Origin of the sequence: Corynebacterium sp. KPL4072, from assembly GCF_037908395.1 — a bacterium.
Classification (GTDB): domain Bacteria; phylum Actinomycetota; class Actinomycetes; order Mycobacteriales; family Mycobacteriaceae; genus Corynebacterium; species Corynebacterium kefirresidentii.
The window spans coordinates 350,308-364,172 of the sequence record NZ_JBBMGE010000001.1; the positions used below are offsets into that span (position 1 = coordinate 350,308).

Annotated in this window: 12 protein-coding genes; 4 read left to right on the forward strand and 8 right to left on the reverse strand. The window is 57.0% G+C overall.

The window, feature by feature from the left end:
- The first annotated feature begins 76 nt into the window (after nt 1-76).
- Complete coding sequence (locus WMP97_RS01630) at nt 77-985, forward strand: hypothetical protein (RefSeq protein ID WP_340439658.1); 909 nt, start codon at nt 77-79, stop codon at nt 983-985.
- Nucleotides 986-1,073: 88 nt separating this feature from the next.
- Here the strand turns inward: WMP97_RS01630 and WMP97_RS01635 are convergent, their stop codons facing one another.
- Complete coding sequence (locus WMP97_RS01635; protein ID WP_200288966.1) at nt 1,074-2,018, reverse strand: hydrogen peroxide-inducible genes activator; 945 nt, start codon at nt 2,016-2,018, stop codon at nt 1,074-1,076.
- Nucleotides 2,019-2,178: 160 nt separating this feature from the next.
- Here WMP97_RS01635 and WMP97_RS01640 point away from each other — a divergent pair, with 160 nt between their 5' ends.
- Both WMP97_RS01640 and WMP97_RS01645 read left to right on the forward strand, forming a co-directional pair.
- A complete protein-coding gene (locus WMP97_RS01640; protein WP_023021385.1) occupies nt 2,179-2,772 on the forward strand; it encodes a peroxiredoxin in 594 nt (197 codons plus the stop codon).
- A gap of 97 nt (nt 2,773-2,869) precedes the next feature.
- Entirely contained in the window at nt 2,870-3,394 is a 525-nt protein-coding gene (locus WMP97_RS01645; RefSeq protein ID WP_239204155.1) for a carboxymuconolactone decarboxylase family protein, read from the forward strand.
- Between the two features lie 88 nt (nt 3,395-3,482).
- Here WMP97_RS01645 and WMP97_RS01650 read toward each other — a convergent pair whose 3' ends face one another.
- A complete protein-coding gene (locus WMP97_RS01650; RefSeq protein WP_340439659.1) occupies nt 3,483-6,026 on the reverse strand; it encodes a DEAD/DEAH box helicase in 2,544 nt (847 codons plus the stop codon).
- Between the two features lie 34 nt (nt 6,027-6,060).
- A complete protein-coding gene (locus WMP97_RS01655; protein WP_301715692.1) occupies nt 6,061-7,125 on the reverse strand; it encodes a proteasome assembly chaperone family protein in 1,065 nt (354 codons plus the stop codon).
- A gap of 242 nt (nt 7,126-7,367) precedes the next feature.
- Here WMP97_RS01655 and WMP97_RS01660 point away from each other — a divergent pair, with 242 nt between their 5' ends.
- Nucleotides 7,368-8,468, forward strand: coding sequence for a DUF4192 domain-containing protein (locus WMP97_RS01660; protein WP_340439660.1), 1,101 nt, complete (start codon nt 7,368-7,370; stop codon nt 8,466-8,468).
- Here the strand turns inward: WMP97_RS01660 and galE are convergent.
- The 5 genes from galE to WMP97_RS01685 all read right to left on the reverse strand — a co-directional run bounded on the left by galE (nt 8,465) and on the right by WMP97_RS01685 (nt 13,861).
- On the reverse strand, nt 8,465-9,451 hold the full coding sequence (gene galE / locus WMP97_RS01665) for a UDP-glucose 4-epimerase GalE (protein WP_023021390.1): 987 nt from the start codon (nt 9,449-9,451) through the stop codon (nt 8,465-8,467). The genes WMP97_RS01660 and galE overlap by 4 nt on opposite strands.
- Before the next feature lie 2 nt (nt 9,452-9,453).
- Entirely contained in the window at nt 9,454-10,131 is a 678-nt protein-coding gene (locus WMP97_RS01670) for a metal-dependent transcriptional regulator (RefSeq protein WP_023021391.1), read from the reverse strand.
- A 223-nt stretch (nt 10,132-10,354) separates the two neighbouring features.
- Nucleotides 10,355-11,368 (reverse strand): sigma-70 family RNA polymerase sigma factor, encoded by a 1,014-nt coding sequence (locus WMP97_RS01675; protein ID WP_023021392.1) that lies wholly within the window; start codon nt 11,366-11,368, stop codon nt 10,355-10,357.
- A 181-nt stretch (nt 11,369-11,549) separates the two neighbouring features.
- Nucleotides 11,550-12,341: a helix-turn-helix transcriptional regulator gene (locus WMP97_RS01680; protein ID WP_308767096.1), complete on the reverse strand. Its 792-nt coding sequence runs from the start codon at nt 12,339-12,341 to the stop codon at nt 11,550-11,552.
- A 146-nt stretch (nt 12,342-12,487) separates the two neighbouring features.
- Entirely contained in the window at nt 12,488-13,861 is a 1,374-nt protein-coding gene (locus WMP97_RS01685; protein ID WP_023021394.1) for an L-serine ammonia-lyase, read from the reverse strand.
- Nucleotides 13,862-13,865 lie beyond the last annotated feature (4 nt).

A 13,865-nucleotide genomic window follows, 5' to 3' on the forward strand; every position in this document is an offset into this window, starting at 1 on the left:
GAAATGAGGAAAAGTTGTTAAAGTGAAAATACTTATCCATGCACTGATTCGCATTCCTTAAGGAGGAACCCCGGTTATGACGAACCCGTATTCGGGTGGAAATGATGATTTTCCGCGCTACGAACCGACCGATCACCCCGAGGACCGACCAAACTACGGACAGCTTCCGTCCTATGGCGGAAGCCATGAAGAAAACACCCAGGGCTATGTGGGCTACCAAGCAGGCCAGCGCCCATATACCGGCAAGGTCTCTGCCGTAGACGCCGTTTCTTGGGCGTTTAGGACCGTCTTTAGCAATTGGAAGCTGTGGATTTTGGGATCTCTAGCGCTTTTTGCGCTAGGCATTGTTTTTGTTGTTATTGCAGCTGGCATCAATGCTGTGGGCGACTCCGGCGCGGGTCAGGCAACCGCAGGCTCTTTGGTCTCTCAACTCATTTCGACTGTCCTAAGCCTTGTTTTGTCGCTGGTAGTTATGCGCCTGGCGCTTTTCCAGATTGATGACTCTCGCACCGGTTGGGGCTACCTGTTTAAGAACGTGCGTTGGTGGCAGCCGCTGGTCATCATGCTCGTCATCGGGGCGGTGTCGATGTTCATTGTATTCTCTGTAGTAGGTGGAACCGTCACTGGGCTGCTTGGTGACGCCGAGAATCTCACGGAGGAAGAAGCAGTTGCGGCAGTATTAAGCGTCATGGGCATCATGGGCGTACTTTTGGTGATTAGTTTCTTTATTCAACCACTTTTCTCACTGATGCAGTGGTTTGCGGCTGACGGCGATGGCGTTGGCGAAGCAGTAAAGAATGGCTTTAAGGCAGGCAAGGACAACTATGGCCAGATGTTGCTGCTTGCCATTTTGAACTTTTTCATCATTGTTGCCGGCTTCTTGCTTTTGGGCATCGGCCTTATCGTGGCGTATCCGGTTACGCTCTTGGCACAGGCGCACATGTTCCGCCAGTGCGCGGGGCGCAATACTCTCCCGCAGGCGTAGCGCACCACAGTTAAAGGCCACCGTTCCAGTTAGGGGCGGTGGCCTTTGGTGTGCTTGGCGACGCCCCCGTGGGGCTTGCCGTGAACGATTACTGCCGGGAGCGCTCAATCGCCTTGTTATAGGCGGCGGTGATGAGCGTGCCGAATTCGCGGAATTCCTCGGCGCGGGCGGCGGAGGAACGGAATACGAGGCCGACCTCGCGTTCGGCTGTGACGTCGGGGGCGAAGTGGGCTACGGCTACATCCTTGCCGTGGCATTCGGTTGCCAGGGCGGATTCTGGGACGAGGGTGCAGCCCAGCCCGCCCATGACCAGCTGCATGATGGTGGTCAGGGAGGAGGCGCGGGTGACCGAATTGGTGGCCTCGGCCGGGTTGATATTGGCGTGGCGGCAAAGGTCGACTACCTGGTCGCGCAAGCAGTGGCCGTCGTCAAGCAGCAGCAAATCCAGGTCCTTGAGTTCCGCAAGCTCGACGTCCTCACGGCCGGCGATGGGGTGATCGGGAGGGCAGACAATGGAGAATTTCTCGGTGTAAAGCGGGCTATCGACCATGCCGGTGGCCTCGGAAGGAAGGGCCATGATGGCTAGGTCCAGGTTGCCGTTGCGCAGGCGGGTGATGAGGTGTTGGGTTTGCTCCTCGACGAAGCGCGGCTGGAGATCCGGGTAGGCCTCGGCAAGCATGGAGAGCAGATCGGGGAGGATGTAGGGGGCGATGGTGGGGATAACGCCGATCGTTAGTGGGCCGGCAAGGGTGCCGTTGGCGCCGCGAGCGTGGGCGAGGAAGGTATCGGCTGCTTCAAGCGTTGCCTTGGCGTAGGGGAGGAGGGTCTCACCAGCCGAGGTGACGATGACCTTGCGGGTGGAGCGCTCAATAAGCTGCAGGCCCAAGCCCTGCTCGAGGGCAACGAGGCCCTGGGAGAGGGAGGGCTGGGAAATTTCGAGTTTGGCGGCTGCGGTACCAAAGTGCTTGTTTTCCGCAACGGTGACGAAGGTACGCAGCTGAGCAAGTGTAGGGCGATACTCTTTATTATGCATGCCTATCACTCTAACACTTACCTATAGGATTTGCTATTGACGCGAGCCGAAAAGATGGTATAACTGATCGTGTTGGGCCGGACACGGTCCGGCCCCGCTGCTTGTACGCCAAGCGGCAGGAAACTTAGAGGAAAAGCCTTTGCTAAAGGAGTTGAAGACTATGCCTATTTTGACCGTCGGCGAGAAGTTCCCAGAGTTCAACCTCACTGCCCTGACCGGTGGCGATCTGCACGACGTCAACGCTAACCAGCCGGAGGACTACTTCGAGCAGGTATCCCTGGACAAGTACGAGGGCAAGTGGAAGGTCGTCTTCTTCTACCCGAAGGACTTCACCTTCGTCTGCCCGACCGAGATCGCTGCCTTTGGCAAGCTGGACGAGGAGTTCCAGGACCGCGATACCCAGATCCTCGGCGGCTCCACCGATAACGAGTTCGCTCACTTCAACTGGCGCGCAACCCACCCGGAGCTGAAGGAAGTTCCTTTCCCGATGTTCTCTGACGTGCGCCACGACCTCATCCGCGCACTGGGCGTAGAAAACGCTGATGGTGTTGCTGACCGCGCTACCTTCATCATCGACCCGGATGGTGTTATCCAGTTCGTCTCCGTTACCCCGGATGCTGTCGGCCGCAATGTAGACGAGGTTCTGCGCGTGCTTGACGCTCTGCAGTCCGAAGAGGTCTGCGCTTGCAACTGGGAGAAGAACGACCCAACCAAGAATATCAACAAGATGGACGTCGTTCAGTCCGCGCTCTAAATCTCACTGAGATGCAGGTTTACCCCGCTTTCGTGGCGGGGTTTCCTTTTAAATCCAGCACAGCAAATTCCTATCAAAATCCCAAAGGAGAAAAGCTATGTCTATTGATAATCTGAAGTCTTCCCTGCCGGAGTACGCCAAGGACCAGAAGCTCAACCTCGGTGCGCTGACCCGTTCCAAGGACTTGGACGAAGAGCAGCTGTGGGGCTGCCTGCTGGCATCGGCCGCAGCAACCCGCAATGACACCGTGCTGGCAGAAATCGCTGAGGAAGCAAAAGAGCACCTCTCCGAGGAGGCTATCGAGGCAGCCTACGGCGCAGCCACCGTCATGGCGATGAATAACGTTGCTTACCGCGCCAAGGGCTGGTTGGGCGATGACTACGCACAGGTAAAGTTTGGCCTGCGCATGAACATCATCTCCAAGCCGGGCGTAGACAAGGCTAATTTCGAGCTGTGGAATACCGCAGTTTCTGCCATCAATGGTTGCGAGCACTGCCTCGGCGCCCACGCTCAGGAACTCAACGAGGCTGGACTGAGCAAGGAACAGGTCTGGGAGGCCGTCAAGGTCGCTGCCGTAGTTCAGGCTGTGGCACAGGCTGTCCAGATTGAGGCCGCACGCTAAAATAGCCGGCCTTTAGCCGCCCTCGCGCTTGCCGACGTCCCCTTACTTCGGGGCGAGGCAGCCAGGGCGGCTTTGTCGTTTTGGCTGGCTAGTACTCCACGCGCAGGTCCGACAGTCGGACTTCGCCAGCCTCATCGGAGGCATCGAGATCTACCGTAGCGACGAACTGGTAGGCGTGGTCGCCGTCTGGGTCCTTGATGATCTGGCGCACGGACCACGCACGCGAGTCAGTATCGCCTAGGCGGAAAAACTCCGGGCCGCGGGCCTCGGGGCCGGAATCGATGTCATCATACTCATCGAAGTAATCATCTAGGATAGCGCCGAAGTCCGGTACCTCGTCCAGATAATCAAGCAGCTCCGCCAGGCGGTCTTCTTTTTCTAGCGCGAAAAGCTGCACCAAACGGAACATGTAATTGCGCACCATAATGGTAAAGGCGCGGCGATTGGCCGTAAGAGCAGTGGGGTCCTCCACGCCGAAGGCAAGCTCGCGATCCACTGTGTCTTGGTCGATGGGGGAGTCTTCGCCGGCCATCTGCGCCCATTCGTCGACAAGCGAGGAATCCACCTGGCGGATAAGCTCACCCAGCCAGATGACGATGTCCTCGAGCTCCGGGGTGTTGTACTCATCGGGGATGGATTGTTTGAGGGTACGCCAGGCATCGGTCAAGTAACGCAAAATCACGCCCTCGGAGCGGGCTAAGCCGTAGGTGGCCACCAAGTCCGAGAAGTTCATTGCAGTTTCGAGCATGTCCCGGACTACGGACTTGGGGCGCAACTCAAATTCCTTGACCCAGGCATTAGTCTCCGCAAAAGTATCGTAGGCCTGCTCCAAAAGCTCCTCGAGCGGCTTCGGCCAGGTGATATCCTCCACGATATTCATGCGGTCGGTGTAGTCCACCCCGTCCGCCTTCAGCGCGGCGATCTCTTCGCCACGGTGCTGTTTCTGCTGGGCGATGAGCACCTGGCGCGGGTCATCCAGGATGGACTCGAATACGGAAATAACGTCCAAGTTATAAGTGTCCGCCTCCGGATCCAGCAGCGAGAGCGCGGCTAGGGCGAATGGTCCCAGCGGTTGGTTAAGCGCGAAATCGCGGGGGAGTTCTCGCACCAAATGATAGGGTCGGCCGTAGATATCCAAGCCCTTGGTGGATTTTTGCACTACGCCAGAATCCACCAGCCCGCGGAAAAGGTCGAGGGCTGTGAGAATGTCCTTATTCTGCTTGCTGCGATTATCGTGGTTGTCCCGCAGCAGATGGCGCATGTGTTCATAGCCGTTGCCATGTCGTGCCAATACATTAAGCAGCATCGAGTTAGAGACGCGGAATTGAGACGTCAGCTGCTCAGGCTCAGCCTCAGTAAGGCGCGCAAAGGTCTTTTCGGACCACGAAACCTCGCCCTCTCGAGCGGACTTTTTCTTTAGCTTCTTCAAGCGTTTGGGGTCATCACCGATGCGGCGGCGTTCCTTAGCGTTTTCGATTTCATGCTCGGGGGCCTCAACCACCACGGTGCCCTCGGTGTCATAGCCGGCGCGGCCGGCACGCCCAGCAATCTGGTGAAATTCGCGCGATTTCAAAATGCGCTGGCGCTGTCCATCGAACTTAGCCAGCCCCGTCATGAGTACGGTACGGATAGGCACGTTAATGCCCACGCCCAAGGTATCGGTGCCGCAGATAACCTTGAGCAGGCCCTTTTGTGCCAAACGCTCTACTAGGCGGCGGTACTTGGGCAGCATACCCGCGTGGTGGATGCCAATACCCTTGCGCAGCAACTTAGATAGATCCTTGCCAAAGGCAGTGGTGAAACGGAAGCCGCCGATTTCCTGGGCAATGGCCTCTTTTTCTTCTTTGGTGATTATCCCCGAAAGCGAGGTGAGCGCCTGGGCGCGCTCGGCCGCTTCACGCTGCGAGAAGTGCACCACGTAGATGGGTGCCTTCTTATCGGCCAAGAGCTCCTCGATGGTCTCGTGCACCGCGCTAAAGACATAGGAAAAATCTAGCGGCACGGGGCGCGTAGTACCAGCAACCAGGTCGGTAGCGCGGCCGGTACGACGGCTAAGGTCTTCTTCCAACCATGTGGTATCGCCCAGGGTGGCGGACATAAGCAAGAACTGCGCGTTGGACAATTCCAGCAGCGGCACCTGCCAGGCCCAGCCGCGGTCCGGTTCGGAGTAGTAGTGGAACTCGTCCATCACCACCTGGTCGATATTGGCCTCGGCGCCATCGCGAAGCGCAATATTAGCCACAATCTCAGCCGTAGCGGCGATGATGGGGGCATTGCCGTTGACGGTGGCGTCACCAGTCATCATGCCCACATTTTCCGCGCCAAAGATATCGCAGAGAGCAAAGAACTTCTCACTTACTAGAGCCTTGATGGGCGCCGTATAAAAACTGCGCTGGCCACGGGCCAAGGCGATAAAGTGTGCGGCATTGGCCACCATGGACTTTCCGGAGCCAGTTGGGGTAGCGAGGATGACATTATCGCCGGCCAAGATCCCCAGCGAGGCCTCCTCCTGCGCTGGATACAAATTAATGCCCCGGCCGGTGGTCCACGAGGTAAAGGTATCCCAGATTGCCTCATCTACGAGGGACTCGGGCACTTCCGATAAATCTGGCAGCAGCTGAGATAAGTTCACCCCCACCACCTTAGCGGTGATGAGGGTGGGTTAGTTAGATATCGTCACCTAAGTCGCCATCGCCCTGAGCGGAATCTGGATCATCCTTGCCGTTATCGGCTTGAGAGCCCTCGCCATCGGCGGAATCTTCGCGGTCATCTATGTCAGAGTTAATGATCTGCTGGCTTTCTTCCTTATCCAAAGAAGCCAAGAAGGCTTGGAACTCCTCGCTGATTTCCTCGCCGGTAGGCACAGCTTCCTCGCCGGGCATGATAGCCTGCGGGTGTTCCTTGCGGTAGCGCTCCATATAGGCGTCATACTGCTGCTCGAGTTGCTGAACCACGCTTTCTATCTCATCCGAGCCACCAACTTGTTCTTCCAGTTGGTTTTCTACGCGGGAAATATCAGCCTCGATGCTGCCCAAAGGAATATTGAGGTGCGCGGCCCGAGCTACCGAATCCAATAACTGGAACGTGGCTTGCGGGTAGGGCGAAGCCGCAAGATAATGCGGCACGTGGACGGTATATCCGGCTACGGTGCGCTGCTTATCCGCCAGTGCTTTTTCCAGATACAGTGCAGCAGAGCCTGGGACCATCATGGTGGAATCCATCGACAACATATGCTCAGTCAGACGGGAGGAAGTGCCATGCGCCGTGACCACCGTGGGGCGGGTGTGCGGAACCGGCATAGGTGCTGCATAGAGCATGATGGTGTCATTGATATTGAACTTTTCCACCAGCTTGACCACAGCAGTGGTAAAAGCCTCCCAGCGCATGTCGGGCTCTGGGCCAGACAGCAGTAGGAAGGTTTTGCCGGAATTATCGCGCAGGACCTTGATACCCAGATCCATCGATTCAATTTCTAGCGCCCGATCCTTATCGATGGTGACGGCTGGCCGGCGCGAGCGGTAATCAATCAGCTCATCAGAGTTAAACGAGGCCAGTTGGCGGCCTTCCAAAGCTGCCTTCAAATGGTCCGCACTAGCCTCGATGGCCTGGCCGGCGTCTGCATAGCCGTGCATGGCAACAATCATGGTGGGGCCTTGTCCGTCACCGGAATCATCCCTAATCACCGGGGCTGGATACTCCAGCTCATACATGCGGCGATCTTCTTCGTGCATGTTGTGTTACCTCCTTGCTTTCTTACCTACCCCAACGCCGCAGGCGGGCTCAGTATTCCCGCGCGCACTGGGAGGTTAAATAACTGATTGTGCCCCAAATCGCCGCACATTGCCAGCGCAATCCCGGGCGGGGTGTGGACAAGCCGCCTGCCGACGCCCCCTCACCCCGCCTATCCCCAGATTCTTACCACTTCTCGATGCTTGTCCTATACATGGTTGCGCGCGTGGCTGAAGCTGGGGCCATGAACATCTCAACACCAACTCAGCCCATTCGTACGCCCGGCGATATCCTCGCCAATATCCCAGGAATTCTCGGATTCTTCCCTTCCGAATCAGTCATCCTCATCTCCATCCAGCCCAGCCCACGCGGATACAGTATGGGGCCGGTAGCCCGCCTCAATCTGAACGATGTCCCTGCCGCCTTGCAAGAAGTGATGGATGCATTTCACTGCGGCAATCCCGAAAGCATCTTTGGTTTCGTTCTCTCTCAACGCCAAGAAGAAGATCTATGGGATATCATGCACTCCCTCTACCGCTTTCAGGATCGCTCTGGTGTGGGCATTGACGCCTGTTGGCTGGCCGAAGAGCTATCTACTGATACCGCCTACGACCTCATTTTTGGCCACGCGTCCGAGGACGGCGAGGGCCCGCTGCAGAATTGGATGGAAGGAACCATTCCCGCCATATCGACGAGCCACTCCATGCGTGCGTGCGTGAATAATGGCATGCTTCCTGAACTCAGCCGCAATGATTTGGTTCAGCGTTTTAAGGACCACAACCCATACTTTGGGAAAGAAGAAATTAGCGCAATGGAGCGATGCTGCAGAGAAATCGCCCGCCAACTGCGCGCCGGGCGCGGTTACCAAACTTCAGATCCAGTGCAGGTGGTCAAGCGCCTTATCGCTGATGTCCGCTTCGTGCTCAGTGAGGTGGAATCGCTGGAGGAGACTTTGGAAAATGAGGAATTGCTGTGTGCAGCAGCCATGTGGATGTCTACCACGTGGACCCGTGACCTGGTCATCACAGAGCTGGTGTCTGCGCCGCGGGAAGCAGGGGACCTCCTCCTAGCGGTGGCACGTACATTCCAGGGGTCCATCCGCTATAACGCCCTAGCCTTATACGCAGCTAGCCAGGTATCCCATGAATTCGGAATTTATGCGGGTCCGGCGCTTTCTGTACTAGTAGAAGAGGCGCCCCATCATAATTTGGGGCGCCTCATAGCGCAGGGGTATCGCAGCGGCATGGGAAGGCGGTTGGTCACGAGCCTCTGCCATGGCTGTGAGTTAGCCCGCGAAGCGGCGGGGCTTGGCGCTGATGCCCCGCAAAGTAGCTTTGGAGGCTAGGCCCGCTTCGCTGAATGTGCCTTATCACCTAGTTGGCGGGTGAAATTCCATGCATCGGTAACGATCGTTTCCAGATCCGTGCGGGTGGGGTTCCATCCGAGCTCCCGCTTGATCTTCTCTGAGGAAGCGATGAGGGTGGCGGGGTCGCCTGCGCGGCGCGGAGCCACCTCAGCAGGAATGTCGTGGCCGGTGACCTTGCGGCACATCTCAATGACCTGCTTGACGGAGTAGCCATCACCAGAACCCAGGTTGTAAATGCGGTGACTACCAGATTCATTGGATTCGAGAGCAAGCACATGGGCATCGGCCAGATCACGGATATGGATATAGTCACGCACTGGGGTGCCGTCTGCGGTATCCCAGTCATCACCGAACATGAAGATCTTATCGCGGTGGCCCAAGGCCACCTGCAACACGATGGGGATGAGGTGGGTTTCTACCTCGCGGTTCTCACCGATGTTTCCGTAGGCTCCAGCCACATTGAAGTAGCGCAGGGAGGTCGCCCCCAATCCATAGGCGTGGGCGAAAGAGGTGATCATGTAGTCGATGGCAAGCTTGGTTGCACCATAGGGATTGGTGGGCTGGGTTGGCATATCCTCTGTAATCGGCACTTGGTCCGGCTCACCGTAGGTTGCAGCGGTGGAGGAGAAGACGAGATTTTTGACCTCGTTATCCCGCATGGCATTGAGCAGCGTCAGGGTAGTAACGACATTGTGCTGCCAATACTCATCGGGCTTTTCCACGGATTCGCCCACCAACGAGCGCGCCGCGAAGTGGATGACACCCTCGAAACCACCTTCTCCCAGGACCTCGGCGGCCTTATCCGCCACGTCGCCCTCGACGACGCGGGCTGTTTCTGGAACGGCTTCGCGGTTTCCGGTGGAGAAATTGTCAATGATGGTTACATCATGGCCTTGTTCGACCAATACAGCGGCGCACACGCTGCCGACATAGCCGGCGCCACCGGTGACAAGAAGTTTCATGGTTATACCTCCACGCGCACTGCGTGCGCCAAGTCGTCGGAAAGCACGACGCTGCCGCCATCCGGTGTCGACAACGTAATCGTGCCGCTGTTATTGACTACCGATACCTTTGCTCCCACGCGGATTCCGGCAGCGGTGAGTTCCTGGAAGGTGCCATCATCAACCTGCAAAATCTCATTGACCTGGATGACGGTGGCGGAGACCTCCTCACCATTGGGGAGATCGACTGCGCGGGTGCCCTGGTCCGGCTGCGGAGCATCGAAGCCGAGTGCAGACAGCGCCGGGATAGGGTTGCCGAATGGTGACCGGGTTGGATCATCGAGAACCGCGACCATGCGTTTTTCTACTTCTTCGCTCATCACATGCTCCCAACGGCAGGCCTCGTCGTGAACTTTTGCGATGTCGAGCCCGAGGACGTCGGTAAGCAAACGCTCTGCCAAACGGTGCTTGCGCATGACTGCGGTAGCCAGGTCGCGGCCCTTGTCCGTGAGATCCAAACTGCGGTCGGTACGCACGTGCAAAAGGCCGTCGCGTTCCATGCGAGCTACAGTTTGAGAAACCGTAGGCCCAGACTGCTCCAAACGCTCCGCGATGCGGGCGCGAAGGGGAGTAATACCTTCTTCCTCTAGCTCGTAGATGGTGCGTAGATACATCTCCGTTGTATCAACTAGGTCCCTCACGTGGGCATACCTTTCTGTGTGAATACAGTTTCGCGGCTAATCTCCCGACCAAGGACGGGAAAGCGCTTTCTAGACTCTGCAGTCCAGATTAGCCTACCTAAGCCCTTGCTCGCCGCGTCGAACTAAGCCGCTGCCTTTCTAACGCCAAACCCCGAGCCCGTGGCAGTATTGTGCCGAATGGACTCGGGGAGGGGGACTGGGCGCGGAGCGCTGCCAGCCCAGATTAAAGAGCGTACTCGCGCAGGCGATCGGCGCGGTTGCCATCGCGCAGCTTTGCCATAACTTCGCGCTCAATTTGGCGTACACGTTCGCGCGAAAGACCGAAGCGGCGACCAATCTGATCCAAGGTGCGCGGAACACCATCATCGAGGCCGTAGCGCAGACGAATTACGTCCTGCTCGCGCTTTTCCAAGGTGTCAATCACTCCGCGAATATCGGAATGGCGCATGGAGGCTACGACCGCGGTTTCTGCATCGGTAGCTTCGGCGTCTTCAATGAAGTCACCCAAAGGAGCTTCTTCATCGGTACCTACCGGCATATCGAGAGAGACTGGGTCGCGCGACTGGCGCAGCAGCATCTCAATCTTGTTTTCGTCAATGCCTGATTCCTCCGAAAGCTCTTCATTGGTAGCTTCACGGCCCAGGGATTGATACATCTCGCGCTTAATGCGGGACAGCTTGTTGACCTGTTCTACCAAGTGGACTGGGAGGCGAATGGTGCGAGACTGGTCAGCCATGCCGCGGGTAATTGCCTGGCGGATCCACCACGTGGCATAGGTGGAGAATTTAAAGCCCTTGGCGTAATCGAACTTTTCCATCGCGCGGATGAGGCCGAGGTTTCCCTCCTGGATGAGATCCAGCAATGGCATACCGCGGCCGGTGTAGCGCTTTGCCAGCGAGACCACGAGGCGCAGGTTGGCTTCAAGCAGGTGGGAGCGTGCCTTTTTGCCTTCGCGGGCGAGGATTTTAAGGTCACGCTTTTCTGCACGGGTGAGCTTTTCAGCGTTATTGAGCTTGTACTCCGCGTACAGTCCAACTTCGATGGCCTGAGCGAGTTCTACCTCATCTTCCGCGCTGAGCAGTGCGGTCTTGCCAATGCCGTTGAGATAAACACGAACGAGGTCGGCAGAGGGGTTGTCGTTGGTTTGGTTGCGGCGAGATCCGCGATCTACTTCCTGTTCTTCATTAGTAGTGGCAGCTGAAGCGCCCTTGGCGGTGGTGGCAGATGTCTTCGTCATAGTGAAGCCTCCTGAATTTGTCGCCGGTTTCACAAAGTACAACGGAGTCTTTAGAGATTTAGTTCCCAATGTGGAAAGAATTGATAAAACGCGGCGTTCCCCGTGGTACGACTCCACCTTTTCGGGGGAGATGTGCCACGGAGAACGCCGCGCTCTGCGATGGGGCAGGTACGTAGGAGTACTATCCGCGTACCTGTACGAGATAGCGGTAAATGGTGGGTTCGGAAACACCTAGCCGCTCTGCCGCTGCGGCAATTCCTCCCTTAAGAAGGAAGAATCCCGCATCCTCCAAATCTGAGACCACCTCGAGGCGCTCCTCGCGCTGCATGCGAGGGGCAGGGGTGTTTTGGTTAGAAATGGCGGAGTCCAACATTGAGTCCAGAAGGTGTTCCACGTTGGAACGCAAAGACTCGCTGACTCCTTCCTTGTCCGCTTCTTCCTCTACCGGTTCCTTATCTGGAACTGGGTATGGTACTGCAACGGGGCGGTTGGGTAGCTCAGTTTCACCTGGGTAGCCGCCGAAAGCCTTTGACTTATCGAATGCGGGATCATCGGCCTTGCCGATGAGTGCTGCGGCCGCATCGCGAATGTGTACTAATTCGGATACATCAACATTGATGCACAGCATGCCGCGCATATGCCCGGAGTCGTCTCGGATGAAGTAGCTAGACGAGCGGCAAATCTTGCCTTCCGCATTGACGGCGCGGTAGCCGGTCATCATGGGGATTGCTGCGGCATCGCCCTGTTTCATAAACCATAGAGCGAAGTCGGTCACCGGGCCGCCAAGTTGCCGGCCGGAGATGTGCCCATTGGCGATGGCCATGATGGATTTATCGGGAACGTCGAGATCGTGGAGGACGATTTCGGTGTTGGGGCCCATTGCCTTACCGAGGAATTCGACGAGGGGAATATACTGCTCGAGGAAGTTTTCTTCGGAGGCACTGCCGCTAGGAAAATTCATTAGCTGAAGCATGTCCTTTAATTCCTGTCAGGTTATAGCGAAGGTACCACATGGAAGCGACTCGGTGGAAGAAAGGGAATAGTCCGAAGAAAGCCGGGTGAACACTAGCGGCTTAGCGCTGTGCTCACCCGGCTCATCGCTTCATTACAGGGTGTTCTTTATCCACACACCGGGACTGGTGGGTGAACTGCTAGGGCCAGACCACCTTGTGAGGTCTCCCTGTACTTGGCATTCATATCCTTACCAGTCTTGTACATGGTCCAGATGACTTCGTCCAAAGAAACACACGGCTTGCTCTCACGCTCTAGCGCCATGCGAGCACTGGTGATGGAGTCGACCGCAGCAACGGCGTTACGCTCAATGCAGGGTACCTGAACCTGTCCGAGGACTGGGTCACAGGTCAAGCCAAGCTTGTGTTCCATGCCAATCTCAGCTGCGATGCATACCTGCTCTGGGGTAGCGCCCATGAGCTGGGCGAGTCCGCCGGCAGCCATGGAGCACGCCACACCAACTTCACCTTGGCAGCCGACCTCAGCGCCAGAGATGGAAGCGTTCATCTTGTACAGGGAAGCAATCTGGTTGCAGGCGAAGATGTAGTCAGCGAACATCTCCGTGGTAACTGGCTCGACAAACTTGTCGTAGTAAGCCAGGACTGCGGGGACGACACCACAGGCGCCGTTCGTAGGAGCGGTAACAACGCGGCCGCAGGCTGCATTCTCTTCGGAGATAGCCAGTGCAAACATGTTTACCCAGCTGAGGATGTTCAAACCATCGTGCGGTTCGGACTGCTCAAGACGACGCTTAAGGGCAGCCGCGCGACGCGGAACGAGCAGGGAACCAGGCAGCGGACCATCGGTGGAGGAACCGCGCTTGATGCCGGTGTACATGACATCGCGAACCTTGCGCAGGTGCTCATTGACCTCATTTTCAGAGCGCAGTGCCAATTCGTTGGCCAAGCCCAGCTCGGGGAGGGTCATATCGTTCTTTTCGCACAGTTCGAGCATTTCTGCAGCGCTGGCATATGGGAAGGGGATATCAACCTTGACGTCCTGCCGCTTTGCAAAGTCTTCCTGCTTGACGATGAAACCGCCGCCGACCGAGTAGTAGGTCTTGTGCAGGATGTTTTCTTCGCCGGCGAAGGCGATAAGACACATACCATTTTCGTGCATCGGGAGGTATTCGTCGTGGAAGAAGAAGCCGCCGTCCTTGGGGAATTCTACCTCGTGGGTGCCGCCCAGCATGAGCTTCTCGCTGCTGCGGACGTTCTTCATGAATTCGGAGATGCCGTCGATATCAACGGTCTCTGGCTCTTCACCGGCCAAGCCGAGGAGGATGGCCTTGTCGGTGGAGTGGCCGATACCCGTGAGGGAGAGGGAACCGTAGACATTTGCCTGCACTCGAGTGACCTTGTCAAAGAGGTCCTTTTCCTTGAGCTCGTCTACGAAAGCCTTGCCGGCCTTCATTGGCCCTAGGGTGTGTGAGCTTGAGGGGCCGATACCAATCTTGAACATATCGAAGATGCTGATGAACATTGTT

What these genes read in the sequence shown, in the direction of transcription:
- WMP97_RS01630 (WP_340439658.1), top strand. Translation starts at nt 77, where the DNA reads ATGACGAACCCGTATTCGGGTGGAAATGATGATTTTCCGCGCTACGAA.
- WMP97_RS01635 (WP_200288966.1), bottom strand. Translation starts at nt 2,018, where the DNA reads ATGCATAATAAAGAGTATCGCCCTACACTTGCTCAGCTGCGTACCTTC.
- WMP97_RS01640 (WP_023021385.1), top strand. Translation starts at nt 2,179, where the DNA reads ATGCCTATTTTGACCGTCGGCGAGAAGTTCCCAGAGTTCAACCTCACT.
- WMP97_RS01645 (WP_239204155.1), top strand. Translation starts at nt 2,870, where the DNA reads ATGTCTATTGATAATCTGAAGTCTTCCCTGCCGGAGTACGCCAAGGAC.
- WMP97_RS01655 (WP_301715692.1), bottom strand. Translation starts at nt 7,125, where the DNA reads ATGCACGAAGAAGATCGCCGCATGTATGAGCTGGAGTATCCAGCCCCG.
- WMP97_RS01660 (WP_340439660.1), top strand. Translation starts at nt 7,368, where the DNA reads ATGAACATCTCAACACCAACTCAGCCCATTCGTACGCCCGGCGATATC.
- galE (WP_023021390.1), bottom strand. Translation starts at nt 9,451, where the DNA reads ATGAAACTTCTTGTCACCGGTGGCGCCGGCTATGTCGGCAGCGTGTGC.
- WMP97_RS01675 (WP_023021392.1), bottom strand. Translation starts at nt 11,368, where the DNA reads ATGACGAAGACATCTGCCACCACCGCCAAGGGCGCTTCAGCTGCCACT.
- WMP97_RS01680 (WP_308767096.1), bottom strand. Translation starts at nt 12,341, where the DNA reads ATGCTTCAGCTAATGAATTTTCCTAGCGGCAGTGCCTCCGAAGAAAAC.
- WMP97_RS01685 (WP_023021394.1), bottom strand. Translation starts at nt 13,861, where the DNA reads ATGTTCATCAGCATCTTCGATATGTTCAAGATTGGTATCGGCCCCTCA.